General features: G+C 60.6%; 24 protein-coding genes and 1 pseudogene. 13 read left to right on the plus strand and 12 right to left on the minus strand.

All coding sequences use genetic code 11. The features are described 5' to 3' along the window. Nucleotides 1-25: 25 nt before the first annotated feature. Nucleotides 26-1,225, plus strand: coding sequence for an MFS transporter (locus BLT55_RS13565; protein ID WP_055001828.1), 1,200 nt, complete (start codon nucleotides 26-28; stop codon nucleotides 1,223-1,225). A 314-nt stretch (nucleotides 1,226-1,539) separates the two neighbouring features. On the opposite strand, the gene arfB is transcribed toward BLT55_RS13565, so the two are convergent. From arfB to BLT55_RS13610, 8 genes are all read right to left on the minus strand, one after another. Next, complete coding sequence (arfB, locus tag BLT55_RS13570) at nucleotides 1,540-1,953, minus strand: alternative ribosome rescue aminoacyl-tRNA hydrolase ArfB (protein WP_003314723.1); 414 nt, start codon at nucleotides 1,951-1,953, stop codon at nucleotides 1,540-1,542. Nucleotides 1,954-1,984: 31 nt separating this feature from the next. Continuing rightward, nucleotides 1,985-3,394 carry an amino acid permease gene (locus BLT55_RS13575; protein WP_055001827.1) on the minus strand — a complete coding sequence of 470 codons (1,410 nt, stop codon included), beginning with the start codon at nucleotides 3,392-3,394 and terminating at the stop codon, nucleotides 1,985-1,987. Between the two features lie 267 nt (nucleotides 3,395-3,661). Continuing rightward, nucleotides 3,662-4,888 carry a 23S rRNA pseudouridine(2605) synthase RluB gene (rluB, locus tag BLT55_RS13585; RefSeq protein ID WP_055001826.1) on the minus strand — a complete coding sequence of 409 codons (1,227 nt, stop codon included), beginning with the start codon at nucleotides 4,886-4,888 and terminating at the stop codon, nucleotides 3,662-3,664. Nucleotides 4,889-5,072: 184 nt separating this feature from the next. Continuing rightward, nucleotides 5,073-5,264, minus strand: coding sequence for a DUF1289 domain-containing protein (locus BLT55_RS13590; protein ID WP_055001825.1), 192 nt, complete (start codon nucleotides 5,262-5,264; stop codon nucleotides 5,073-5,075). Nucleotides 5,265-5,567: 303 nt separating this feature from the next. Further along, complete coding sequence (gene scpB / locus BLT55_RS13595; protein WP_055001824.1) at nucleotides 5,568-6,335, minus strand: SMC-Scp complex subunit ScpB; 768 nt, start codon at nucleotides 6,333-6,335, stop codon at nucleotides 5,568-5,570. A gap of 15 nt (nucleotides 6,336-6,350) precedes the next feature. Beyond that, on the minus strand, nucleotides 6,351-7,082 hold the full coding sequence (locus BLT55_RS13600; protein ID WP_183132134.1) for a segregation and condensation protein A: 732 nt from the start codon (nucleotides 7,080-7,082) through the stop codon (nucleotides 6,351-6,353). Between the two features lie 86 nt (nucleotides 7,083-7,168). Next, nucleotides 7,169-7,798, minus strand: a complete 630-nt coding sequence (locus BLT55_RS13605) for an L-threonylcarbamoyladenylate synthase (RefSeq protein WP_055001823.1) — start codon at nucleotides 7,796-7,798, stop codon at nucleotides 7,169-7,171. A gap of 13 nt (nucleotides 7,799-7,811) precedes the next feature. Beyond that, a complete protein-coding gene (locus BLT55_RS13610) occupies nucleotides 7,812-8,675 on the minus strand; it encodes a PHP domain-containing protein (RefSeq protein ID WP_055001822.1) in 864 nt (287 codons plus the stop codon). A gap of 65 nt (nucleotides 8,676-8,740) precedes the next feature. On the opposite strand from BLT55_RS13610, the gene BLT55_RS13615 reads away from it, so the two are divergent. From BLT55_RS13615 to BLT55_RS13640, 5 genes are all read left to right on the plus strand, one after another. Continuing rightward, complete coding sequence (locus tag BLT55_RS13615; protein WP_055001821.1) at nucleotides 8,741-9,337, plus strand: septation protein A; 597 nt, start codon at nucleotides 8,741-8,743, stop codon at nucleotides 9,335-9,337. Nucleotide 9,338: 1 nt separating this feature from the next. After that, the gene (locus tag BLT55_RS13620; protein WP_007251384.1) at nucleotides 9,339-9,638 is read left to right on the plus strand and encodes a YciI family protein; all 300 of its coding nucleotides are present in this window, start codon (nucleotides 9,339-9,341) and stop codon (nucleotides 9,636-9,638) included. Nucleotides 9,639-9,726: 88 nt separating this feature from the next. Continuing rightward, on the plus strand, nucleotides 9,727-10,404 hold the full coding sequence (locus tag BLT55_RS13625) for a response regulator transcription factor (RefSeq protein WP_074800532.1): 678 nt from the start codon (nucleotides 9,727-9,729) through the stop codon (nucleotides 10,402-10,404). Nucleotides 10,405-10,555: 151 nt separating this feature from the next. Then, complete coding sequence (locus BLT55_RS13630) at nucleotides 10,556-11,035, plus strand: Spy/CpxP family protein refolding chaperone (RefSeq protein WP_007251387.1); 480 nt, start codon at nucleotides 10,556-10,558, stop codon at nucleotides 11,033-11,035. A gap of 86 nt (nucleotides 11,036-11,121) precedes the next feature. Continuing rightward, the gene (locus BLT55_RS13640) at nucleotides 11,122-12,474 is read left to right on the plus strand and encodes a sensor histidine kinase (protein ID WP_074800535.1); all 1,353 of its coding nucleotides are present in this window, start codon (nucleotides 11,122-11,124) and stop codon (nucleotides 12,472-12,474) included. A 30-nt stretch (nucleotides 12,475-12,504) separates the two neighbouring features. Here BLT55_RS13640 and BLT55_RS13645 read toward each other — a convergent pair. Continuing rightward, nucleotides 12,505-12,834 (minus strand): annotated as a pseudogene (locus BLT55_RS13645) (nitroreductase family protein); the annotation flags it as partial. A gap of 173 nt (nucleotides 12,835-13,007) precedes the next feature. Between BLT55_RS13645 and BLT55_RS13650 the strand changes: the two are divergent. Both BLT55_RS13650 and BLT55_RS13665 read left to right on the plus strand, forming a co-directional pair. Beyond that, nucleotides 13,008-14,462, plus strand: a complete 1,455-nt coding sequence (locus tag BLT55_RS13650) for a TrkH family potassium uptake protein (RefSeq protein WP_054999738.1) — start codon at nucleotides 13,008-13,010, stop codon at nucleotides 14,460-14,462. 666 nt (nucleotides 14,463-15,128) lie between these two features. Next, nucleotides 15,129-15,440 (plus strand): Mpo1-like protein, encoded by a 312-nt coding sequence (locus BLT55_RS13665; protein WP_055001600.1) that lies wholly within the window; start codon nucleotides 15,129-15,131, stop codon nucleotides 15,438-15,440. Nucleotides 15,441-15,458: 18 nt separating this feature from the next. Here BLT55_RS13665 and BLT55_RS13670 read toward each other — a convergent pair whose 3' ends face one another. Both BLT55_RS13670 and BLT55_RS13675 read right to left on the minus strand, forming a co-directional pair. Then, nucleotides 15,459-16,280, minus strand: a complete 822-nt coding sequence (locus tag BLT55_RS13670) for a UDP-2,3-diacylglucosamine diphosphatase (RefSeq protein WP_055001599.1) — start codon at nucleotides 16,278-16,280, stop codon at nucleotides 15,459-15,461. 94 nt (nucleotides 16,281-16,374) lie between these two features. After that, nucleotides 16,375-16,677, minus strand: a complete 303-nt coding sequence (locus BLT55_RS13675) for an Rdx family protein (RefSeq protein ID WP_055001598.1) — start codon at nucleotides 16,675-16,677, stop codon at nucleotides 16,375-16,377. A gap of 242 nt (nucleotides 16,678-16,919) precedes the next feature. Between BLT55_RS13675 and BLT55_RS13680 the strand changes: the two genes are divergently transcribed. After that, entirely contained in the window at nucleotides 16,920-18,008 is a 1,089-nt protein-coding gene (locus BLT55_RS13680) for an LLM class flavin-dependent oxidoreductase (protein WP_055001597.1), read from the plus strand. A 58-nt stretch (nucleotides 18,009-18,066) separates the two neighbouring features. Here the strand turns inward: BLT55_RS13680 and BLT55_RS13685 are convergent, their stop codons facing one another. After that, nucleotides 18,067-18,972: a LysR family transcriptional regulator gene (locus tag BLT55_RS13685; RefSeq protein ID WP_055001596.1), complete on the minus strand. Its 906-nt coding sequence runs from the start codon at nucleotides 18,970-18,972 to the stop codon at nucleotides 18,067-18,069. Nucleotides 18,973-19,174: 202 nt separating this feature from the next. On the opposite strand from BLT55_RS13685, the gene BLT55_RS13690 reads away from it, so the two are divergent. The 4 genes from BLT55_RS13690 to BLT55_RS13705 all read left to right on the plus strand — a co-directional run bounded on the left by BLT55_RS13690 (nucleotide 19,175) and on the right by BLT55_RS13705 (nucleotide 23,784). Then, entirely contained in the window at nucleotides 19,175-19,795 is a 621-nt protein-coding gene (locus tag BLT55_RS13690; protein ID WP_055001595.1) for a cysteine dioxygenase family protein, read from the plus strand. Beyond that, nucleotides 19,792-21,375, plus strand: coding sequence for a rhodanese homology domain-containing protein (locus BLT55_RS13695; RefSeq protein WP_055001594.1), 1,584 nt, complete (start codon nucleotides 19,792-19,794; stop codon nucleotides 21,373-21,375). The genes BLT55_RS13690 and BLT55_RS13695 overlap by 4 nt, the downstream gene beginning before the upstream one ends. A gap of 193 nt (nucleotides 21,376-21,568) precedes the next feature. After that, entirely contained in the window at nucleotides 21,569-22,558 is a 990-nt protein-coding gene (locus tag BLT55_RS13700; protein ID WP_055001593.1) for an ABC transporter substrate-binding protein, read from the plus strand. 47 nt (nucleotides 22,559-22,605) lie between these two features. Then, a complete protein-coding gene (locus BLT55_RS13705) occupies nucleotides 22,606-23,784 on the plus strand; it encodes an acyl-CoA dehydrogenase family protein (protein WP_055001592.1) in 1,179 nt (392 codons plus the stop codon). Nucleotides 23,785-23,794 lie beyond the last annotated feature (10 nt).

Below are 23,794 nucleotides of genomic sequence, written 5' to 3' on the forward strand. Positions count from 1 at the left end.
CGTACACAGAACGAAAGCCTGCCCCATGCCCGAGACACAGCACACCGCGCCGCAAACCCCGATGGCCGTTACCCGAACCGTCGTTTCCATCGTGATGTTTACCTTCATCGGCTATCTGAACATCGGTATTCCGCTCGCCGTTCTGCCCGGCTATGTGCACAGCGATCTGGGCTTCGGCGCGGTGATCGCCGGGCTGGTGATCAGCGTGCAATACCTGGCGACGCTGATCAGCCGGCCATGGGCGAGCCGCATCATCGACAACCTGGGCAGCAAGAAAGCCGTGCAGATCGGCCTGACCGGATGCGGGGTGAGCGGCGTGTTCATGCTGGTGCCGATCTGGCTGGAAAGCTGGCCAATGGCGAGCCTGGTGATTCTGCTGATCGGTCGGGTGATTCTCGGCAGCGCGGAAAGTCTGGTCGGTTCGGGCTCGATTGGCTGGGGCATCGGTCGGGTCGGCGCGCAGAACACCGCCAAAGTGATTTCCTGGAACGGTATTGCCAGCTACGGCGCACTGGCCATCGGCGCGCCATTGGGCGTGTGGATGGTTGACTCGCTCGGCCTTTGGACCGTCGGCGTGAGCATTATGCTGCTGTGCGCACTGGGGCTTTATCTGACTTGGCACAAGCAAGCCGCGCCCATCGTGCAAGGCGAACGGCTGCCGTTCATGCACGTGCTGGGGCGGGTGTTTCCGCATGGCATGGGCCTGGCGCTGGGCGGTATCGGGTTCGGTACAATCGCGACGTTCATCACCCTGTATTACGCCAGCAATCACTGGCCGAATGCGGCGCTGTGCCTGACCCTGTTCGGTGGCAGTTTTATTGCCGCACGCTTGCTGTTCGGCAACCTGATCAACCGCCTGGGCGGTTTTCGGGTAGCGATTGTCTGCTTGTCGGTGGAAACGCTGGGGCTGCTACTGCTGTGGATGGCACCGACGCCCGGCCTGGCGCTGGCCGGCGCAGCACTGACCGGCTTTGGGTTCTCGCTGGTGTTCCCGGCGCTGGGCGTGGAAGCGGTGAACCTGGTCCCGGCCTCCAGTCGCGGCGCGGCAGTAGGCGCGTACTCGCTGTTCATCGACCTGTCACTGGGCATCACCGGCCCGCTGGCCGGCGCAATTGCCGCCGGCTTCGGCTTTGTGTCGATCTTCCTGTTCGCGGCGCTCGCATCACTCACCGGGCTGGGGTTGAGCGTTTATCTGTACAAGCAGGCGCAGGCGTTGCGCCAGTGATGCCTCATACTCATAGTCATACAGGTCCTGAAGAGCCCGGAAAGCGGAGTTTTTCAGGTTTCTGCCCGAAGGGCGTAGGAACAACCGGGCGACGCTTAGCTTGTGTGCGAGCGGACTTGTCCGCGAAGGCTATGGTGGGAGCGACAAGTTTTTTGAGAATGTACCACCCTCTTCGCGGACAAGTCCGCTCCTACAAAACACACAGCTCGCGGACAAGCGAAGCGTCGCCCGGTCCGCTCTACACCGTCTCTAAGCTTGTCAGGACCTGTGTATCACGCTGAGCGCTCCGGAGTGGCACGAGGCTGAAAAACACCTCAGAAATCCACTTTCCCGCGCCCGGCCTTGATCGAGCCGCGTTTGCTCTTGGATTCCAGCCGACGGGTCTTGGAGCCCAGGGTCGGGCGGGTCGGGCGGCGTTTCTTTTCGACTTTGGCAGCGTTGACGATCAGTTCGCTCAGGCGCAGCAACGCATCGGCGCGATTCTGCTCTTGAGTCCGGTATTGCTGGGCCTTGAGCACAATCACGCCATCGCTGGTAATCCGGCTGTCGCTCAACGCCAGTAGCCGTTCTTTGTAGAACGGCGGCAGCGACGAAGCGTTGATGTCGAAGCGCAGGTGCACGGCACTGGAAACCTTGTTGACGTTCTGTCCACCCGCACCCTGAGCACGGATGGCAGTCAATTCGATCTCGGCGTCCGGCAAATGGACATTGTTGGAAATCACCAGCATCAGCGCATCTTCTTTTCTGGAACAGACGTGTTCACCTGCCGGAACCGGCAGGCAGAACAACGCTACGCCTGTTTTTGGCCCGATAACAGATCCACATCACCGCCAGCCATACCGGTATCGCATAAACCGAGATCTGAATGCCGGGGATCATCAGCATGATACCGAGGATGAACACCACGAACGCCAGACACACGTAGTTGCCATACGGATACCACAATGCTTTGAACAGCGGCACTTGCCCGGTGCGGTTCAGGTGCTGACGGAATTTCAGGTGCGAGTAGCTGATCATTGCCCAGTTGATCACTAGTGTGGCGACCACCAGCGACATCAACAGCTCCAGCGCCTGATGCGGCACGAAATAGTTGAGCAGCACGGCCACCAGCGTCACGGCGGCAGACGCGAATATCGCCTTGACCGGCACGCCGCGCTTGTCGACCTGCGCCAGCGTCTTGGGCGCATCGCCCTGCTCGGCCATGCCCACCAGCATGCGGCTGTTGCAATAGGTGCCGCTGTTATAGACCGACAGCGCGGCCGTCAGCACTACGAAGTTGAGAATGTGCGCCGCCGTATCGCTGCCGAGCATCGAGAACACCTGCACGAACGGGCTGCCACTATAGGAATCACCCGAAGCGTTGAGGCTGGCCAGCAGGCTGTCCCACGGTGTCAGCGACAACAGCACCACCAGCGCACCGATGTAAAAAATCAGGATGCGGTAGATGACCTGATTGATCGCCTTGGGAATCACGGTCTTCGGCTGTTCGGCCTCGGCAGCGGTAAAGCCGAGCATCTCCAGACCACCGAACGAGAACATGATGATAGCCAGCGCCATCACCAATCCGCTGACACCATTGGGGAAGAATCCGCCATGCTCCCAGAGGTTGCTGACCGACGCCTGCGGGCCACCGCTGCCGCTGACCAGCATGTAACTGCCCAGCGCGATCATGCCGATGATCGCCACCACCTTGATAATCGCGAACCAGAACTCGGTCTCGCCGAACACCTTGACGTTGGTCAGATTGATGGCATTGATCAGGATGAAAAAGGCTGCTGCCGACACCCAGCTCGGGATGTCAGGCAACCAGTAATGGATGTATTTGCCGACCGCGGTCAGCTCCGACATGCCCACCAGAATGTACAACAGCCAGCAGTTCCAGCCCGACAGAAAGCCGGCGAAACCGCCCCAGTAGTTATGAGCGAAATGGCTGAACGATCCGGCCACTGGCTCTTCGACGATCATCTCGCCAAGCTGGCGCATGATCATGAAGGCGATGAAGCCGCAGATGGCGTAGCCGAGAATCATCGACGGCCCGGCAGATTTCAATACGCCCGCCGAGCCGAGAAACAGGCCAGTACCGATGGCACCACCCAAGGCGATCAACTGGATGTGTCGATTCTTCAGGCCGCGTTTCAATTCGCCCGATGGTGCGGTTGTTTCAGTCATTCAATAGCCACCTGATTGTTCTTGTTCTGTGAATAGAACCTGCTGTGCTCGTGGCACAACAGAATTGCAGCACCCGAGGCGTTTGGCCCAAGGCGTTGAACAGCAATGATTCACAGAAAAAAGCGCAGTATTGTACACCTGCATCCAGATTGAGGTTCAAAACAGAGAGCTGGATGCGCGACGGCTGTGTGACAACGCTTTTCACGTTGCCGGAAACGACAACGCCAGCCCTGAGGACTGGCGTTGCTGTTCATTCACACCACGCAATCACTCAGGCTTGCGACGACCGAAGCCGGGACGCTGACCTGAACCGGCCGGAGGACCGCGACGCTTGCCTGACGGCGCGTCATCGTTGACCAGCTTGATGCCGACACGTTTCGGCCCAGGCTTGGCCGGACGCTTGTTCATGTCGCTCGGACGCTCGGCGACCGGGGTGCCACGGCTGTTGTCGGCCGGGCGCGGGGCACGTGATCCAGGTTTGCCCGAATCCTTGCGCGGCAAAGGACGCTGAGTCGAATCGCCGCCACGCGGACGGTCGCGCTCGCTGCCGGTGATCTGCGGTTGACGCGGTGCGCGCTCGCCAGTCGGGGCTCCCGCAGCAGGACGCAGGGTACGAACAACGCGCTCGCCCTTGCCCAGCGGCCGCGACGATTGACGTTGCAGACGCTCCATCTTGTCCTTGGTCTTGGCATTCATCTGCGGCTGAGCCACAGGTTGCAGACCGACTTCGGCAGACAGAATGTCGACTTCGTACTGGCTCATTTCGCGCCAGCGGCCCATCGGCAGATCGGAATTGAGAAACACCGGCCCGTAGCGCACACGCTTCAGACGGCTGACCACCAACCCCTGGGATTCCCAGAGACGACGTACTTCACGGTTACGGCCTTCCATCACCACGCAGTGATACCAGTGGTTGAAGCCTTCGCCGCCCGGCGCCTGCTTGATATCGGTAAAACGGGCAGGCCCGTCTTCGAGGATCACGCCGTTCTTGAGGCGCAGCAGCATGTCGTCATCCACTTCGCCACGCACACGAACCGCGTACTCACGGTCCATCTCGAACGACGGGTGCATCAAGCGGTTGGCGAGTTCACCGTCGGTGGTGAACATCAGCAGACCGGTGGTGTTGATGTCGAGACGACCGATATTGATCCAGCGACCTTCTTTAGGGCGCGGCAGACGGTCGAATACGGTCGGACGGCCTTCAGGGTCGTCACGGGTGCAGATTTCGCCATCGGGCTTGTTGTACATGATGACGCGACGGACTGTTTCAGCCGCTTCTTCGCGCTTGATGACGCGACCATCGACACTGATGGCGTCATGCAGGTCGACGCGTTGACCGAGGGTCGCGTCCTTGCCGTTGACCTTGATACGGCCTTGGGTAATCCAGGCTTCTACGTCACGGCGTGAACCCACGCCAATACGCGCCAGAACCTTCTGCAGCTTTTCGCCTGCGGGTCCGATTTCCTGGCTGTCCTGCTTGTCTTTTTCACTCATCTGGGCACCTCCCGGTGTGTCGAATCAGGGCTGACCGAGAACCGGTGAGACCTGTGCCCGGCGCGCTGTGGAGAGCGGCAAGGCGAAATACTTGATAGCCCGCGCGACCACTGATCGCTGAGGGTCGGCCATCATACGCCCCTGCGGCGGATTAAGCATCACGCAGCAGCGGCAATAGCCGGAATCACTTCTTTTTTTTGCGACGGGCGGCCTTGAGCTTCGCCAGGCGCTTGGCTGATTCTTCAAGCACCGTGCGCTTGTCGTCCTTCTCCAGCTTCTTCCAGGCTTTGATTTCCCGCTTGCTGCGACCGCAACCCAGGCAAATATCATCATCGAATTTGCACAGGCTGATGCAGGGGTTCTTGGTCGAACTCATGGGCAGCGGATCTCATGGCGGGTGGTATCAGATGTGACCGTGGGGTGGCGTATGAATTCGACCGAAGTGCGCGGAGCGTTGGCACGATAGTCAGAGAACATCGTTCCGCACGCGTCAGGACGAGGTATCAAGAGGACAAGAGCGCTCATGTTTATACATAGGTCTTGTGGGAGTCGAGCTTGCTCGCGAACGGGCCCGTACAGACTCCGAAAAGCGCGCGCCTGCACCATCGCCTTCGCGAGCAAGCTCGCTCCTATAAGACTTGTGTATAACGCTGAACTCTCCAGCGTGGGAGATAATCAGTCAGACCTCATCGTCGCCTTTGCCGGCTTCAGCCTCCGGCTCCGCGCGCAACAGGTCGTCGAAATCGGTCTTCAGGCCTTCTTCCATCGAGTCCAGTTCCACCAACAGGGTACGGAAGCTGGTTTCGTCGCGGGGGGCTTCGGGCTCGGCGTCGGGGTCGAGGCTGGCGTCGGCGAGGGCTTGCAGGTGTGCGGGCACAGGGGCCTCTTCGAAATCCATGACCGGTTCTGTTTCCATCTCGCGCAGGTCGGCCAGTGGTGGCAGTTCGTCCAGGCTCTTGAGATTGAAATGGTCGAGAAAGCCTTTGGTGGTCGCGAACATTGCCGGTTTGCCCGGCACGTCGCGGTAGCCCACCACGCGAATCCACTCGCGCTCCAGCAGGGTCTTGACGATGTGGCTGTTCACCGCCACGCCGCGCACGTCTTCGATTTCGCCACGGGTGATTGGCTGGCGATAGGCAATCAATGCCAAGGTCTCCAGCATCGCGCGGGAGTAACGCTGCGGGCGCTCTTCCCACAGCCTTCCAACCCATGGCGAAAACCGGTCGCGAATCTGCAGGCGATAGCCCGACGCCACTTCCTTGAGCTCGAACGCACGGCCTTCACAGGATTTGCGCAGTACGTCCAGCGCCTTCTTGAACACTGGCGGCTCGGGACGTTCGCCTTCCTCGAACAGTTCGTAAAGCCGCTCCAGCGTCTGCGGCTTTCCGGAGGCCAGCAGAAATGCTTCGAGCAACGGGGCCAGTTCGCGAGGTTCGTTGAGGTTCATGGGTGTGTTCTTGCTCTACTCGGCTCGCGCCCGGACATGGATCGCCGCAAAGGGCTCGTTTTGGACCAACTCGACCAGCGACTCTTTGACCAGCTCCAGCACAGCCATGAATGTCACGACCACACCCAAACGCCCTTCTTCTGCGGTAAACAGCTCGGCAAACGGCACGAAACCACCGCCTTTGAGGCGTTCCAGCACGTCACTCATGCGTTCGCGGGTGGACAATGCCTCGCGACTGACTTGATGGCTTTCGAACATGTCGCCACGGTGCAGCACTTCAGCCATGGACATCAACACCTCTTCAAGGCTGACATCCGGCAACAATTTGCGCGCACGGGCTTCGGGAGCGTCGAGTTTCGGCACGATGACGTCGCGGCCGACCCGCTTCAAGCCATCGATGCCTTCGGCGGCGGCCTTGAAACGCTCGTACTCCTGCAGGCGACGGATAAGCTCGGCACGCGGGTCGCCCTCTTCCTCTTCGATTTCCGCCGAACGCGGCAGCAACATGCGCGACTTGATTTCGGCCAGCATGGCGGCCATGACCAGGTATTCCGCCGCCAGCTCCAGGCGCACGGTCTTCATCAGCTCGACGTAACCCATGTACTGCTTGGTGATTTCCGCCACCGGGATGTCGAGGATGTCGATGTTCTGTTTACGAATCAGGTACAGCAGCAGGTCGAGCGGCCCCTCGAACGCTTCGAGAAAAACCTCGAGCGCATCCGGCGGAATGTACAGGTCCAGCGGCATCTGCGTGACCGCACGCCCATAGACCAGCGCGAACGGCAGTTCCTGCTGGGCATCGGCCTGGCTGTCTGCGGCCTCGACGACGGTCATTAAGCGCGGTCACCGAATGGCGTCGGATCGCCGCAGCCGACCCGCACGATCTGCGGCTCACCTTCGGAGAGGTTGATGACGGTGGACGCCGAAATGCCGCCGATACCGCCATCAATGATCAGGTCGACATGGTGCTCGAGAATCTGGCGCATTTCATAAGGATCGCTGAGCGGCACGCTGTCGCCGGGCATGATCAGGCTGACGCTCATCAGCGGCTCGCCCAGTTGCTCCAGCAGCGCCTGGGCGATGGGATGGCTCGGCACCCGCAGGCCGATGGTGCGGCGCTTGGGGTGCAGGACCAGACGCGGCACTTCGCGGGTAGCGATGAGAATGAAGGTGTACGGCCCCGGCGTGTGCGCCTTGAGCGCGCGGAACGCGCCAGTGTCGACTTTGGCAAACAGACCCAGTTGCGAAAGGTCGCAGCACATCAGGGTGAAGTTGTGTTTGTCGTCCAGCTGGCGCAGGCGGCGAATGCGCTCAATGGCGCTCTTGTCGCCGATCTGGCAACCCAGCGCGTAGGACGAATCTGTCGGGTACACCACCAGCCCGCCGGCTTTTATGATTTCTGCGGCCTGTTTGATCAGGCGCGGCTGCGGGTTTTCCGGATGGACCTGGAAAAATTGACTCACGGTAACTTCCTGTTCAGACGGCGGCGGTAGGCTGTTCATGTTTGAATCTGCACGACAAAAGCGGTAGATCCTCGGGCACCGGGCGGTACGTGCCGATCTCGCCCCAGGTGCCGGGGCCGTGGAAGTCACTGCCGGCACTGACCAGCAGACCGAACTCACGCGCCAGGATGGAGAGGGTTCCGACCTGATCGGCAGGCTGCATGCCATTGACCACTTCGATGGCGTGCCCGCCGGCCTGGACGAAATCGCCGACCAGTTTACGCCGTTTACTGCGCGTAAAGTCATAATGCGAAGGATGCGCGAGGCTGACCCACGCGCCGGAGGCACGCAAGGTTGCAACGGTGTCTTCCAGGGTCGGCCAGTGCTGCTTGACGTCACCCAATTTGCCCGCACCCAGCCATTTGCGAAACGCCTCGCCGCGATCCTTGACGAAACCGGCACGCACCATGAAATCGGCGAAGTGCGGTCGCGCCGGCGCGTTGCCGCTGTCGCCCAGCTCCTGCTGGATCGCGCGAGCACCTTCCAGCCCGCCAGGCATACCTTTGATCGCCAATTTCCGGCTGATTTCTTCGGCCCGCAACCAGCGTCCTTCATGCAATCGGGCGATGGCTTCGGTCAGCGCCGGGGCCTGAGTGTCGAACCCGTAGCCCAGAACGTGGATGGTCGCGCCGCCCCAGGTGCAGGACAACTCGACGCCGTTGACCAGCTGCATGCCCAATGAATGCGCCGCCGCGCGGGCTTCTTCAAGCCCTTCGAGGGTGTCGTGATCGGTCAGGGAAAGGACGCGCACGCCGTTTTCATGAGCACGGGCAACCAGCGCCGTGGGCGAGAGTGCCCCGTCGGAAGCGGTGCTGTGGCAATGCAGGTCAACATTCATAGTGGTGCTTTCGTGTTCATTGATGTTTGTTATTATGCCGTCACATCCTGCTTCTGGCTGCCATTGTGAAACAATTCATCGACTTCATCCCGCTGCTGCTGTTTTTCATCGTCTACAAAACCGAGCCACGTGCCGTGGATATCCTCGGCAACAGCTACACGTTCGGTGGCATATTCAGTGCAACAGCCATGCTCATCATCAGTTCGGTGGTGGTCTACAGCATTCTTTACATCAAGCAGCGCAAACTGGAAAAGAGCCAATGGCTGACGCTGGTCGCCTGTCTGGTGTTCGGTAGCCTGACGCTGGCTTTCCATAGCGAAACCTTCCTCAAGTGGAAAGCCCCGGTAGTCAACTGGCTGTTTGCCGTGGCGTTTGCCGGCAGTCATTTTATCGGTGATCGCCCGCTCATCCAGCGCATCATGGGCCACGCGCTGACCCTGCCGGCGGCCATCTGGACAAAACTGAACATCGCCTGGATCATTTTCTTCCTGTTTTGCGGCGCGGCCAACCTGTACGTGGCGTTCACTTATCAGGAATTCTGGGTCGACTTCAAAGTATTCGGCAGCCTGGGCATGACCCTGCTGTTCCTGGTCGGCCAGGGCATCTACTTGTCACGCCACCTGCACGATACCGCCCCCAATACGACCAAATCCGAGGACTGACATGCTCTACGCAATCATTGCCACTGACGTCGAAAACTCGCTGGAAAAACGCATGAGCGTCCGGCCTGCGCACCTCGAGCGTCTGAACGCGCTCAAGGATGCAGGCCACCTGGTCCTGGCTGGCCCGCACCCTGCGGTCGACAGCAACGACCCCGGCGCTGCCGGTTTCAGCGGCAGCCTGATTGTCGCCGAGTTCGAATCACTGAGCGCCGCCAAAGCCTGGGCCGAAGCCGACCCGTTCGTTGCGGCGGGCGTCTATGCCAATGTCGTGGTCAAACCGTTCAAGCAAGTCCTGCCCTGATCTCAGCCTGACCAAACCCTACGCAGCTCTGCTTCCTGATCGAGGCAGGGCTGTGCTGCATGAAGGCAGTGGCCAAAATGAGTGAATCATGAGCGAGCTGTTACTGATCGACGATGACCAGGAGCTCTGCGAGCTGCTAAGCAGTTGGCTGAGTCAGGAAGGTTTTCAGGTGCGTGCCTGCCACGATGGCTCCAGCGCGCGCAAGGCGTTGGCCGATTCAGCGCCGTCTGCGGTGGTGCTGGACGTCATGCTGCCCGATGGCAGTGGTCTGGAGTTGCTCAAGCAGTTGCGTTCCGAACACCTGGACCTTCCGGTAGTGATGCTGTCAGCACGCGGCGAGCCGCTTGACCGCATTCTCGGGCTGGAACTGGGCGCTGACGATTACCTGGCAAAACCCTGCGACCCGCGTGAACTCACCGCCCGCCTGCGCGCGGTACTGCGCCGCAGCCATCCGGTTGCGTCGTCCACCCAGCTCGAGCTGGGCGACCTGACCTTCAGCCCGATGCGTGGCGTGGTCAGCGTCGATGAAAAGGAATTGACCCTTACGGTGTCCGAGAGTCGCCTGCTGGAAGCGCTGATGCGTCAACCCGGCGAGCCGCTGGACAAGCAGGAACTGGCGCAATTGGCACTGGGCCGCAAACTGACGCTTTATGACCGCAGCCTCGACATGCACGTCAGCAACCTGCGCAAGAAGATCGGACCGCACGCTGATGGCCGGCCGCGCATCGTCGCCCTGCGCAGTCGCGGGTATTATTATGCTCTTTGAGCAGCGGCAAGCGGCAAGCAAAGCGCTTCTAGCTGACAGCTTGTACCTGCCCCCTTACACAAGCTTTACCAAGCGCTGACCGCGCTTGACCTTGTTCTCCCTAAACTGGGCTCATCGGCATCGAGCCGCACTAGAGACAAGGAGATACACCATGCGCAAGACCCTGATCGCTTTGATGTTCGCAACTGCCCTGCCTGCCATCGCCATGGCCGCTCCGCCAGCGCCACCCGCCGGTGGCCCTGATGCAGACGCACCCGGCATGCACATCGAGCGTGATGACCGGGGCCCAGGCCCAGGCATGCATCGCGGTCCAGGCCCGAAAGGACCAATGGCCGAGCTGGACCTGACACGTGAACAGCGTCAGCAGATCGACCGTCTGATGCGCGAACAAATGCACGAACGCCGCGAAATCACGCAGAGCTACCTGGAAAAAATGCCGGCGGCGGACCAAAAAGCAATGCGCGACGAAATCGAAGCCAAGCGCTCCAAGACCGACAGCGAGATTCGTGCACTGCTCAAGCCTGATCAGCAGAAGCAGTTCGACGAAATCAAGAAGAAGCAGGACGAGCGTCGCGCCGAATGGGCCGAGTTCAAAGCCTGGAAAGCGGCAAAAACTGCAAAAACGCTGTAATCGTCAGGCCTTCTGGCCTGATGAGTTGAACCGAACCCGGCATGCACACGCATGCCGGGCTTTTTTACTAGGATCGAGGAAATCCCGTGCGTTCATTGTTCTGGCGAATCCTGGCCAGCTTCTGGCTGGCGATTGCCCTGGTCGGCGGCTTGTCGGTCCTCATGGGGCACATGCTCAATCAGGACGCCTGGATCCTCAACCGCCATCCGGTGCTCAACGTGCTGCCGGAACAATGGACGCAGCGCTTCGAAGAACAGGGCGCGGATGACGCCCAGGCATTTCTTCAGGACATCAAGCGGCGCAACCGCATCGACGTTCAGGTGCTGAGTGACAGCGGTGAGCCTGTGGTGCGCGGCACCTTTCCACCTCGCGCCGCCGCATTTGAAGCCCGCCAGCAGGAAGATGCCGATGACAACGGCCGGAAGTTGCCCTGGAGGCGTCTGGCCACGGAGTACACGAGCCCGAAAACCGGCGAAACCTACCTGTTCATCTACCGTGTCCCCCACCCGGAACTTGACGCGTGGCATCGCCAGAGCCTGATGTGGCCACTGAGTGCGCTGGGCATCGCGTTGGTGGTGCTGACCCTGTTCAGCCTGTTCGTGACGCTGTCGATCACCCGTCCGCTGAATCGTCTGCGCGGCGCAGTGCATGACCTGGGGCAAACCAGTTATCAACAGCACAGCCTCGGGCAGCTAGCCAACCGGCGTGACGAGTTCGGCGTGTTGGCCACAGACTTCAACCGCATGGGTGCACGCCTGCAAAGCCTGATCGGCAGCCAACGCCAGTTGTTACGCGACGTTTCCCACGAGTTGCGTTCGCCGCTGGCTCGACTGCGCATCGCCTTGGCGCTGGCCGAGCGTGCGGAGCCTGCCGAACGCGAAAAGCTGTGGCCAAGACTGAGCCGCGAATGTGACCGCCTGGAAGCGCTGATCAGCGAGATTCTGGCGTTGGCGCGGCTGGATGCTGATTTTGGCCACCCTGAACCAGTGCATCTTGACGAATTGCTACAACGCCTGAAGCACGACACGCATCTGGACGGCGCCGAGCAAAACATTCGGGTCGAGGTTCAGAACGGTCTGCAATTGCAAGGCTGGCCGGACATGATCGAGCGGGCGCTGGACAATCTGCTGCGCAATGCCCTGCGTTTCAATGCGCCGGGGCAGAGTATCGAGTTGCAGGCCGTTCAGGTCGGCGATCATATCCGTCTGAGCGTCCGTGATCACGGCCCGGGGGTTGCCGCAGAACACCTGGCGCAACTGGGCGAACCGTTTTACCGCGCCCCCGGCCAGACCACACCGGGTCACGGCCTGGGCTTGGCAATTGCCAGGCGGGCAGCGGAGCGGCATGGCGGAACCCTGATGCTCGGCAACCACCCGGACGGTGGCTTCGTCGCCACACTGGACCTGCCGCTGGAACCGGTGACGCCCGCTTCGGCCTAGCCCTGGCCCTGCCACTCGCTGACGAACTCACAGCTGCTCCGCACGCGGGACCTTGAAATGATCCTGCAGGCGGGCGATCACCACTACGACCAGCGGCGCACGCAATGGGCCGAGCCGGGCCTTTTCCAGTGCCTTCGGGGTGACTTCTGCACCGCTCTGTTGCAGCGCTTCGACCAGCATTTCGCCCATACGCTCACGGGCCGAACCTTCAACCGTCAGAAAGCGATACGGCTTCAGCTGACCGTGATCAGGCGAGCGCAACGCTGCGCCAAACATGATTTCCCGCTGCGCAGCGTCCGGGGCCGGGTCGACCAGTCGCGGAACCGATACGCGATTGAGCAAAGCGTCGAGCGCCTGCATGGGCTTTCTCCTTGAAAGATGGGCTGGATATTCTAGAGCCTGTTGACTGTCAATAACGAGCCTGGCGGACAAATCCTTACCTGCCTTGTCGAAACGCCCCACGTCTGCACTGGTTTACATGCCCCCAAGCGCAGGTAGAATGGCGGCTTTCCTTACGCCAGCCAGAGTCTTTCATGTCGTTGCCGACCTTTCGCATTATCGGTTTCATCATCGGCATCTTTTTGATCACTCTGGCGGTGGCCATGGTTGTGCCCATGGCAACACTGGTCATCTACGACCGCTTCGAAGACTTGCGCGAGTTTCTGTGGGCCAGCGCGATCACGTTTATCGCCGGGCTGGCGCTGGTGGTGCCCGGCCGCCCGGATAATGTTCAATTGCGCCCCCGCGACATGTACATGCTTACGGTGTCCAGCTGGATCGTGGTGTGCATCTTCGCCGCCCTGCCCTTTCTGCTGACCCAGCACATCAGCTACACCGACTCGTTCTTCGAGAGCATGTCGGGCATTACCGCCACGGGCTCTACAGTGCTCAGCCACCTGGACAGCATGTCGCCGGGCATTCTGATCTGGCGCTCGATGTTGCACTGGCTGGGCGGCATCGGCTTTATCGGCATGGCGGTGGCGATTCTGCCGTTGCTGCGCATCGGTGGCATGCGCCTGTTCCAGACCGAGTCCTCGGACCGCTCGGAAAAGGTCATGCCGCGCTCGCACATGGTGGCCAAGTTCATCGTGCTGGCCTATGTCGGCTTTACCGCACTGGGCAGCCTGGCGTTCTGGGCGGCAGGCATGAGCCTGTTCGACGCGATCAACCACGCAATGTCGGCCATTTCCACCGGTGGTTTCTCCACGTCCGACCTGTCGCTGGCCAAATGGCCACAGCCTGCGGTGCACTGGGTCGCCATTGTGGTGATGATTCTCGGCAGTCTGCCGTTCACGTTGTACGTTGCCACTTTGCGCGGCAATCGTGGCGCGCTGATCAAGGACGAACAGGTGCAGGGGCTGATCGGCTTGTTGCTGGTGACCTGGCTGGTGATGACCGTCTGGTACGCCAACACCACTGATCTGCCGTGGACCGAGGCGTTGCGCCATGTTGCGCTGAACGTCACGTCCGTAGTGACGACTACCGGCTTTGCGCTTGGCGATTACAGCCTGTGGGGCAACTTTTCGCTGATGCTGTTTTTCTATCTGGGTTTCATCGGCGGTTGCTCCGGCTCGACAGCCGGCGGGGTGAAGATTTTCCGCTTTCAGGTCGCTTACATTCTGCTTAAGACCAACCTCAATCAATTGATCCACCCGCGTGCGGTAATGAAGCAGAAGTACAACGGCCATCGGCTGGACGACGAAATCGTTCGCTCGATTCTGACCTTTTCGTTCTTTTTCACCATCACCATCTGCCTGATCGCGTTGATGCTGTCGCTGCTCGGGCTGGACTGGATGACGGCACTGACGGGTGCGGCCAGTACGGTTTCCGGTGTCGGGCCCGGGCTAGGCGAGGTCATCGGTCCGGCCGGCAATTTCTCGACTCTGCCAGATGCGGCCAAGTGGATTCTGTCCGGCGGCATGCTACTCGGCCGGCTGGAGATCATTACTGTGCTGGTCCTGTGTGTGCCAGCGTTCTGGCGACATTGAGGCCTGATGCCACCCACTTGGGTCATACGCCAGTCCCGAAGGTTCCAAAAGCGTGCTTTGACCGTATTCGCGATGTGAATAAAGCTCCCTGTGGGAGTGAGCTTGCTCACGAAGAGGCCAGTATGATTATCGTGCCGATGCTCCGCGTCGGCATGCCGTTCTGGACGCTCTGCGTCCGATCTTGAGTGTGCGGTGCAGACCGGTGACGCTCCGCGTCACTCAGCGGTTCTGCGGTGGCAGTGATGTTTGTTTATGGCTCAGGGCACCTTTTCGCCCCTCGGCGACCTACTTTGATGGGGCCAAATTAGGCAAATCCCTTGGCTCCGTTTCCGGCCCGACTTCGTCGGGTTCCTTCGCCCTGACACTGATCCGGGGGCCGCCGCAACGGGCCATCCTTGGCCCGGATGCGGCTTGCTCGGCGTCCTGCCTCGCATCCCCCGGATCAGCGCCAGGACTCAGCCGTCACTTACGTCGCACTCTGCGTCGCCAGTGCCATCGTGATAAAAAAGCGCTTTCTTTTATGTGCAGTGATTGCGGGCAAGGCATTACACCGTGCCGCAGTTGCTGCGTTACGCAGAGCGTCACGAACTGCATGCCAACGCGGAGTAGCACGATAATCGGCCAAATTTGTGTATAACAACAAGAACCAACACGAGGGTGCGCGCCGTGGATACGATCAAGCGTTTCTCAAGCTTTGCCGAGTTTTATCCTTTCTATCTTGCCGAGCACAGCAGTAGTTCGAGTCGGCGCTTGCATTTTTTCGGTACGTCGCTGGTGATCTTTTTGTTGGCGTTTGGGGTGGGCAGTGGCCGCTGGGAGTTGTTGTGGTGGTTGCCGGTTGCGGGCTACGGGTTTGCATGGGCCGGGCATTTCTTTTTCGAGAAAAACCGGCCGGCCACGTTCAAGCATCCGTTTTACAGCCTGCTCGGTGATTTCGTCATGTACCGTGACATGTTGTTGGGCAAGGTTCCTTTTTAAGGAGCGCTTTTCCGCCGCTCAGGCAACCGGCTCGCTGACAGGCTCCTGCACCACCACCTGTTGTGCCTTCAAATGCGCATCGGCCAGGCGGAACAGTTCGATGTTGCCGTCCAGGTGCTCGATCAGGGCGGTGCAGGATTCAACCCAGTCGCCGCAATTGAGGTATTCCACGCCGCCCACCTGACGGATTTCTGCGTGGTGGATGTGCCCGCATACCACGCCGTCCAGCCCGCGCTTCACGCATTCGTGAGCAATGGCTTCCTCGAAGTCGCTGATGAAGTTCACCGCACTCTTGACCTTGTGCTTCAGATACGCCGACAGCGACCAGTAGCCATAGCCGTACCTGGCGCGCCAGTGGTTCAGCCAGCGATTGAGGGTCAGGGTGAACTCGTAGGCCGAGTCGCCGAGAAAGGCCAGCCAGCGGTGATAGCGGGTAATCACGTCGAACTGGTCGCCGTGAATGACCAGCAGTCGACGGCCGTCGGCGGTCACGTGTTCGGCTTCGTCCACCAACTGGATATTGCCCAGCACCAGTTTCGAGTAACGGCGCAGAAATTCGTCGTGATTGCCGGTGACATAAATCACTTCGGTGCCACGTTTGCTCATCGTCAGCAGGCGGTGAATCACGTTGGTGTGCGCTTGCGGCCAGTACATGCCGCCGCGCAGTTTCCAGCCGTCGATGATGTCGCCGACCAGGTACACCTTGTCCGCCTGATAGCGCTTGAGAAATGCAGACAAGTGCTCAGCCTGGCAATCACGCGTGCCGAGGTGGACGTCGGAAATCCACAAGGTCCGCACACGTTGTTTGCGGCTGGGTGTGGCGAGCTGAGCACTGCTCATGGGACGACCTCCGGCATGGTTTTTAAAAGAGTGGAGCATGCCGGTTAACTGAATGTGACACGCGCGTGGCGATGTCGTGACAATACGCCTCGTATTACTGCGGACCGGCGGGTGCGGGTCGGTCGTTGTGGCCCAGATCACGCGCCGGGTCAATCTGGTCACGGATGCGCTGCTTGAGTACCTTGGCCTCGGGAAAGCCGCCGTCTGCCTTGCGCTCCCAGATCTGCACGCCGTCGCAGGTAATGCGAAACGCGCCGCCAGTGCCCGGTTGCAGGGACACCTTGCCAAGGTCGTCACTGAAGGTGCTCAACAGTTCCTGAGCCAGCCAGGCCGCGCGCAGCAGCCACTGACATTGAATGCAATAGGTGATGATAACTTCGGGTTTTTCGGCAGGCATGGATGCCCCTCCAGCAAATACAGACGAACATGATACTCATCATATGGCGAATCAACGAGGGTTGATGATGCCCTGCCCTGTACAGAATGTCTTCGCACAAAACTTTAATTATCAGCCAATTTAATAATGCATATTTTTTATAATTAACTTAGACCGAAATCGAATTTCACAGCACCTGCCGATTGCCTTTATGGTGCTTCTCGACACGGTCGAACGGACCTCAACCATTGGCAGGAGTTTTCATGAGCATTGAATTCATTGGCTATATCGCCACTCAACCCGGTTCTGAAATTCATCCCCGCAGTGGCGCGACCATTCAGCCCGACTACGTGCAGAAGGTGGCCAGGGCTCATGAAGACGCAGGCTTTGATCGAGCACTGATCGCTTACCACTCCAACAGCCCGGACAGCACGCTGGTTGCGGCGCAGGCTGCCAGTGTCACCAGCAAACTGAAATTTCTCGTCGCACATCGCCCCGGTTTTATTTCGCCGACCGTCGCTGCCCGGCAGTTTGCGACGCTGGACGTGTTCAATGGCGGACGCACTGCGGTGCATATCATCACCGGCGGCGATGACAAGGAACTGCGCGCTGACGGCAGCCACATCGGCAAGGACGAGCGTTACGCCCGCAGCGACGAATACCTCAGCGTGGTGCGCCAGGAATGGACCAGCGACACGCCGTTCGATCACCAAGGCACTTACTACCAGTTCGAGGGCGCACACTCATTGGTCAAATCGCCACAACAGCCGCATATCCCGCTGTACTTTGGTGGCTCTTCGGCAGCAGCGATTGCCGTGGCCGGCAAGCATGCGGATGTCTACGCGCTGTGGGGCGAGACCTACGAACAGGTGCGCGACGTGGTCAAACAGGTGCGCGCCGAAGCCGCCAGACATGGCCGCACCATTCGCTTCAGCCTGTCACTGCGACCGATTCTGGCCGATACCGAAGAGCAAGCCTGGGCACGCGCCGACAGCATTCTGGAACAGGCCAAAGCCTTGGCAGACAGCAACGGCTTTGTACGCCGTGAACCACCGAATGAAGGATCGCGCCGCCTGCTGGCCGCCGCTGCGCAAGGCTCGCGGCTGGACAAGCGCCTGTGGACCGGGATTGCCGGCCTGCTCGGCGCGCAGGGCAATTCCACGTCGCTGGTCGGCACCCCGGAACAGGTGGCCGAAGCGTTGCTGGATTACTACGACCTGGGGATCACCACCTTCCTGATTCGCGGTTTCGACCCGCTGGAAGATGCCATCGATTACGGTAAAAAGCTGATCCCGCTGACTCGCCAACTGGTCGCCCAGCGCGAACAGCAGGCACGCGAGCAGGTTGCCTGACAGACGGCAACGCGGAACGGCTGACTTGATTCAAGGCAGCCCGCCCGCGATGTCAGCCTCAGGCGGCAGCCGAGACCGGCTTGAGGGATCGAGCCACCAAGGCACCAAACGCGTCGACCGGCGCTTGCAGGTTGCCCAGAAAGCGCGGGTAGAACAGCCACAAATCCATGACCGGTTTGAAGTCTTTCAGGGGCAGCGCTATCAGTTGCTCGCGGTGCGCGCTGCGTTCGAGCAGCGGCCTCGGCACCAGGCCCAGCCCCATACCGTCAGCCACCAGCCCCAATTGCAACTCGGTGCCAAAGGTTTCCAGGTTGACCTTCATGCTCAGGCCCTGATCGGTCAGGGTGCGCTGCAAACCTGCGCGAAACCCGCAGCCATCCGGGTTGAGCACCCAGCCCTGCTCATAGCAATCCGCCAGCTTGCCGGGCTTTTTCGGCGCCGAGCCTTTGGCGCACACCACCACCAGCTCCATCTTGCCGATGGACTGCCCGATGATGTTGTCCGGGAAAATCTTGCCTGCCGGGAACAACGCCGCTGCAGCGTCCAGTTCACCGTTTTCGATTTTGCCGATCAGGTGGCTGCCCCAGCCGGTGCTGACCTGCGCACGCAACTCCGGGAATCCACCGCGCAGTTGCTTGAGCGCATCCAGCAACACGACATCGCCGATGGTTTGCGGCACACCAACGCGCAGCAAACCGCTGGGCGGCGTGTCGCTGGCCACCAGCTCACGCAGCGAATCCATCTCGCGCAGGATCGCCAGGCATTTCTGATACACCTGAATCCCCATCGGCGTTGGTTTGAGCGGCTTGGTGTTGCGATCGAACAACTCGACGCCAAGGGCCTGCTCGAAATTCTGTACCCGGCGCGTGATGGCCGGCTGGGTCAGGTCGAGTGATTCAGCCGCGTGGCTGATCGACTGACAGCGGATGACTGCAACGAACGCATCGATATCATCAATTTTCATTCGGACCGCACATAAATATGAGAAATCAACATAGGCAAAAAGCATAGTACCCGCGAGCACCGATGCATAGCCCGGCTTGTGACTTCCTGCATTGGCGAAGAAAAGCAAAAGACGTTTTCGTTATAACCTAATCATTAAAAAATAGCATATTAAATACAGGTATCATGCTTATATCTAACCATTCCCTGATCTGGAAATGGACATGACCGCGCCAAGCCGCCCGCAGCGACACCCCGAACGACTCGACGCCTTTGTCGACGCGCTGACCGAGCTGATCGGCGGCAAACCGCATGAGGTCGACCTGCTGCGGCGCGGCGGCAAGCTGCTGGCGCAACTGGTCAGCCACGATGACTGGCTGCCCGCAGAATTTGCCGTCGCCGATCCTGCTCGTTATCAGCAATTTCTGCTCCACGCCAACTCGCAGCAGCGCTTTTCGGTGGTCAGTTTCGTCTGGGGGCCGGGGCAACGCACACCGATTCATGACCACCGTGTCTGGGGCCTAATCGGCATGTTGCGTGGCGCGGAACACTCACAGGGTTACGTGCGAAACGCACAGGGACACTTTGAAACCAGCGGGCCGCCCATTTTGTTGCAACCAGGCCAGGTTGAAGCCCTGTCGCCTTCCAGCAACGACGTTCATCAGGTCAGCAACGCGTTCGACGATCAGGTCTCGATCAGCATTCATGTGTATGGCGCCGATATTGGCAGCGTGAAGCGCGCCGTCTACGACCTCGACGGCAACGAAAAACTGTTCATTTCCGGCTATTCCAATGCCGGCACCTCTGCTCGTCAGGACTCGTCAACAGGGAGCGTCATCCAATGACCACAGTCACAACCCGATCATTCGCCGATATTCGTCAGGCATTACTGGACCGCCAGGAGCTGGCGCTGGTCGACGTTCGCGAAGAAGCACCCTTCGCCGAGGCTCATCCGCTGTTTGCGGTGAATATCCCGCTGTCGAAACTGGAGCTGGAGGTGTTCTCGCGGATTCCACGGCGCGATACTGCCGTCACTCTTTATGACGATGGCGAAGGGCTGGCGCAGATTGCTCTGCAACGCCTGTACTCCTTGGGTTATAGCGACGTGAGACTGCTCGACGGCGGCTTGCAGGGCTGGCGCGATGCGGGCGGCGAGCTGTTCATTGACGTTAATGTGCCGAGCAAGGCGTTCGGCGAACTGGTGGAGCATCAACGCGCGACGCCCTCGCTGGCCGCCGAAGACGTCAAAGCCCTGCTCGACAGCCACGCCGATGTGGTGGTGCTGGATGCGCGCCGCTATGACGAATACCAGACCATGAGCATACCGGGCGGCATCAGCGTACCCGGCGCGGAACTGGTGCTGCGCGCGCGCGAGCTGGCACCTGATCCGCACACCCGGATCATCGTCAATTGCGCGGGCCGCACGCGTAGCATCATCGGCACTCAATCGTTAGTCAACGCAGGCATTCCCAATCAGGTGCATGCGCTGCGCAATGGCACTATCGGCTGGCTGCTGGCCGGGCAGACGCTGGACCACGGGCAGCACCGACGCTTTGCAGCGGTCAGCGAAGACACCCGCGAAACGGCCAGCGCCGATGCTCGCAAGGTCGCCGACCGGGCCGGAGTAAAGCGTGCCAGCCGCAGCGAACTGCAACGCTGGCAGGCCGAGCCGGCACGTACCACGTATCTGTTCGATGTGCGCACCCCGGAAGAATTTGCCAAGGGCCATTTGCCTGGCGCGCGCTCGACACCGGGCGGCCAGCTGGTGCAGGAAACCGACCATTTCGCCAGTGTGCGTGGCGCACGCATCGTGCTGGTGGACGACGACGGAGTACGCGCCAACATGTCGGCGTCCTGGCTGGCACAACTGGGCTGGGAGGTGTCGGTCATCGATGACCTGCATGAGGCGGATTTCAGCGAATCGGGCGACTGGGACGCGCCCTTCCCTGCGCCGCAGCAGGTGGAAGCCATCAGCGTCGAGACCCTTGCTGACTGGCAGCAACAGGTCGAGGTGGCGGTGCTGGATTTCACTGCCAGCGCCAATTACGACAAACAGCACATCCCCGGCGCCTGGTGGGCCTTGCGTGCCGATCTCAAACAGGCGCTGGCCAGAATACCTGCCGCCGACCGCTACGTATTGACCTGTGGCAGCAGCCGTCTGGCGCGTTTCGCGGTGGCCGACGTCGAAGCGCTGACCGACAGGCCGGTGTTCCTCCTTGAAGGCGGCACGGCCAGTTGGGTCAAAGCCGGTCTGCCACTGGAACATGGCGAAAGCCGACTGGCCTCACCGCGCATCGACCGCTATCGCCGCCCCTATGAAGGCACCGAGGCGCCGCGCGAAGCCATGCAGGCGTATCTGGATTGGGAGTTCGGGCTGGTCGAACAATTGGGGCGTGACGGGACACACGGGTTTTACGTGATTTGATGTCCGGTTTTAAGTGCGCGGCGCCGCATATCGGTCTCGATGAGCACGGGAAACCGGGCTTTTGTGGGAGCGAATTTGTTCGCGAAGGCCTCGTTTCAGACAGTGAATATTCTGTGGATGCACGCACCCTTTCGTGAACAAGCGAAGCGTCGCCCGGTTCATTCACTCATAACCATACTGGAGACCCATTTAAATGCTGCCTTTTTTCAAATCCCCCCTGCCGTTCAAAAGCCTGTTGCTGGGGGCATTGCTGAGCGTAATGGCGGGTCAGCAGGTTCTGGCTGCAGAGCTGGCGCCCCTGCTGGTGGCCAATCAGAAATCATTACTCAAAGTGCTGTTGCAAGTCTCCGGCGAGCTCAAGGATGTGCCATATGAAATCAGGTTCTCCGAGTTCCCTTCGGCCGCGCCATTGGGCGAAGCCCTTAATGCCGAAGCCGTGGATATCGGCGCGCTGGGTGATGCGCCCTATGTGTTTGCCCTCGGCGCGGGTGCGCCGTTAAAAGTGGTCAGCATCACCCATGCCGAAGGCCGCTTCACCACCGCTGTGCTGGTGGCGAAAGATTCGCCGATCAAGACCGTGGCCGACCTCAAGGGCAAGCGTATTGTCACCGGGCGCGGCTCCATCGGTCATTATCTGGCGATCCGCGCGCTGCAGCATGCCGGGCTGAAGACCAGCGATGTCAGCTTCATCTACCTGTTGCCCAGCGAATCACGTCTGGTGCTGGCCAATGGCGACGCCGATGCCTGGGCAACCTGGGACCCGTACACCACGATCTCCATCAGCCAGAACGATGCGCATGTACTGGTCAGCGGCGACCAACTGCTGAGCAATCACCTGTACCTCGCCGCAACCAGCAAGGCCATCGACAGTAAACGCGTGCAACTGGAGGATTTTGTGGCCAGGGTCGAGCGGGCCTTCAACTGGACCAACGCGCATCCCGAGGCGTACGCCGCAGCGCAGGCTAAAGTGACCGGCCTGCCTGTCGATGTGCATCTGGCCGTGGCGAAAGCCACGAAAATGCAGCGCACACCGATTGACGACCCGATTATTCAAGGGCTGCAAGAAACCGCCAACACCTATCTGGCGGAAGGCATCGTCAGCAAACCGATCGACGTCTCGACCGGTTTCGATAAAAGCTTCAACGCGTCGCGCGCCCGGATTGCCCAGGCCACAGCCCAATAACCACTGCGCCCGATCACCACTGCCTACTGCTGCGAAAAGGACCCCGCATGACACTTTCACCGCTTCGTCAGCACCGCGAGCCGCCCGAATCTGCCGCAGACTTCGCCACCCGACTGCGGGGAATCACCGCAACGCTGGCCGAAACTGCCGAGCACTACGATGCCAGCGGCGCCTTTCCCCACGACAACTTCGCCTTGCTGCACCGCCACGGCCTGCTCGGTTTTACCGTGCCGGCCGAGCTGGGCGGCGGCGCGGCGAATCTGGCGCACGCGCAACAGGTCGTCAGCGCTGTGGCCAAGGGCGAACCGTCGACCGCGCTGATCCTGGTGATGCACTACCTGCAGCATTCACGCCTGCAGGAGAGCAGCAAATGGCCGACTGATCTGCGCGTGCGGGTGGCCGAAGAGGCCGTACGTGACGGCGCCCTGATCAACGCGCTGCGCGTCGAACCGGACCTCGGCACACCGGCGCGTGGCGGTCTGCCGGGCACCGTCGCCCGCCGTACCGCCGAAGGCTGGCGAATCAGTGGCAGCAAGATCTACTCCACCGGCAGCCATGGCCTGACCTGGTTCGCGGTGTGGGCGCGCAGCGATGACGATGACCCGCTGGTCGGCACTTGGCTGGTGCACAAGGACACGCCCGGCATCACGATCATCGAGGACTGGGACCATCTGGGCATGCGCGCGACCAACAGCCACGAAGTCAGGTTCGACAACGTGCTGGTGCCGCTCGAACAGGCGGTCAGCGTCAGCCCGTGGAGCGCGCCGCAGGCCGAGCTGGACGGTTCGGGCATGCTCTGGATGGCCGTGCTGCTGTCCTCGGTGTACGACGGCATCGCCCATTCCGCCCGCGGCTGGCTGGTGCAATGGCTGAAACAGCGCAAGCCGTCCAACCTGGGGGCGGCGCTCTCGACGCTACCGCGCTTTCAGGAAACCGTCGGGCATATCGACACCCTGCTGTTTGCCAACCAGAACCTGCTGCACTCCGCCGCGCAAGGGCACACGCCCGTCGAGCATGCTGCGCAGATCAAGTTTCTGGTGACCGGCAATGCCATACGCGCCGTGGAGCTGGCGGTCGAAGCCTCGGGCAATCCGGGCCTGTCGCGCAGCAACCCGCTGCAACGTCACTACCGCAATGTGCTGTGCGGCCGGGTGCATACGCCGCAGAACGACGCAGTGCTTGCCAGTGTGGGCAAAGCGGCGTTTGCCAGGCGCAATGACGGATAGCGCGAGGCGC

This window comes from Pseudomonas cannabina (assembly GCF_900100365.1).
Classification (GTDB): Bacteria; Pseudomonadota; Gammaproteobacteria; order Pseudomonadales; family Pseudomonadaceae; genus Aquipseudomonas; species Aquipseudomonas cannabina.

Excerpts from the sequence above, each read along its gene's own strand:
- BLT55_RS13700 (WP_055001593.1), top strand. The coding sequence starts at position 21,569 with ATGCTGCCTTTTTTCAAATCCCCCCTGCCGTTCAAAAGCCTGTTGCTG.
- rluB (WP_055001826.1), bottom strand. The coding sequence starts at position 4,888 with ATGAGTGAAAAAGACAAGCAGGACAGCCAGGAAATCGGACCCGCAGGC.
- BLT55_RS13670 (WP_055001599.1), bottom strand. The coding sequence starts at position 16,280 with ATGAGCAGTGCTCAGCTCGCCACACCCAGCCGCAAACAACGTGTGCGG.
- BLT55_RS13685 (WP_055001596.1), bottom strand. The coding sequence starts at position 18,972 with ATGAAAATTGATGATATCGATGCGTTCGTTGCAGTCATCCGCTGTCAG.
- BLT55_RS13705 (WP_055001592.1), top strand. The coding sequence starts at position 22,606 with ATGACACTTTCACCGCTTCGTCAGCACCGCGAGCCGCCCGAATCTGCC.
- BLT55_RS13695 (WP_055001594.1), top strand. The coding sequence starts at position 19,792 with ATGACCACAGTCACAACCCGATCATTCGCCGATATTCGTCAGGCATTA.
- arfB (WP_003314723.1), bottom strand. The coding sequence starts at position 1,953 with ATGCTGGTGATTTCCAACAATGTCCATTTGCCGGACGCCGAGATCGAA.
- BLT55_RS13575 (WP_055001827.1), bottom strand. The coding sequence starts at position 3,394 with ATGACTGAAACAACCGCACCATCGGGCGAATTGAAACGCGGCCTGAAG.
- BLT55_RS13690 (WP_055001595.1), top strand. The coding sequence starts at position 19,175 with ATGACCGCGCCAAGCCGCCCGCAGCGACACCCCGAACGACTCGACGCC.
- BLT55_RS13620 (WP_007251384.1), top strand. The coding sequence starts at position 9,339 with ATGCTCTACGCAATCATTGCCACTGACGTCGAAAACTCGCTGGAAAAA.
- BLT55_RS13630 (WP_007251387.1), top strand. The coding sequence starts at position 10,556 with ATGCGCAAGACCCTGATCGCTTTGATGTTCGCAACTGCCCTGCCTGCC.
- BLT55_RS13625 (WP_074800532.1), top strand. The coding sequence starts at position 9,727 with ATGAGCGAGCTGTTACTGATCGACGATGACCAGGAGCTCTGCGAGCTG.
- BLT55_RS13610 (WP_055001822.1), bottom strand. The coding sequence starts at position 8,675 with ATGAATGTTGACCTGCATTGCCACAGCACCGCTTCCGACGGGGCACTC.
- BLT55_RS13675 (WP_055001598.1), bottom strand. The coding sequence starts at position 16,677 with ATGCCTGCCGAAAAACCCGAAGTTATCATCACCTATTGCATTCAATGT.
- BLT55_RS13680 (WP_055001597.1), top strand. The coding sequence starts at position 16,920 with ATGAGCATTGAATTCATTGGCTATATCGCCACTCAACCCGGTTCTGAA.
- BLT55_RS13650 (WP_054999738.1), top strand. The coding sequence starts at position 13,008 with ATGTCGTTGCCGACCTTTCGCATTATCGGTTTCATCATCGGCATCTTT.
- BLT55_RS13590 (WP_055001825.1), bottom strand. The coding sequence starts at position 5,264 with ATGAGTTCGACCAAGAACCCCTGCATCAGCCTGTGCAAATTCGATGAT.
- BLT55_RS13600 (WP_183132134.1), bottom strand. The coding sequence starts at position 7,082 with ATGCCGCTGGACCTGTACATTCCGCCGGATGCGCTCGAGGTTTTTCTC.
- BLT55_RS13565 (WP_055001828.1), top strand. The coding sequence starts at position 26 with ATGCCCGAGACACAGCACACCGCGCCGCAAACCCCGATGGCCGTTACC.
- scpB (WP_055001824.1), bottom strand. The coding sequence starts at position 6,335 with ATGAACCTCAACGAACCTCGCGAACTGGCCCCGTTGCTCGAAGCATTT.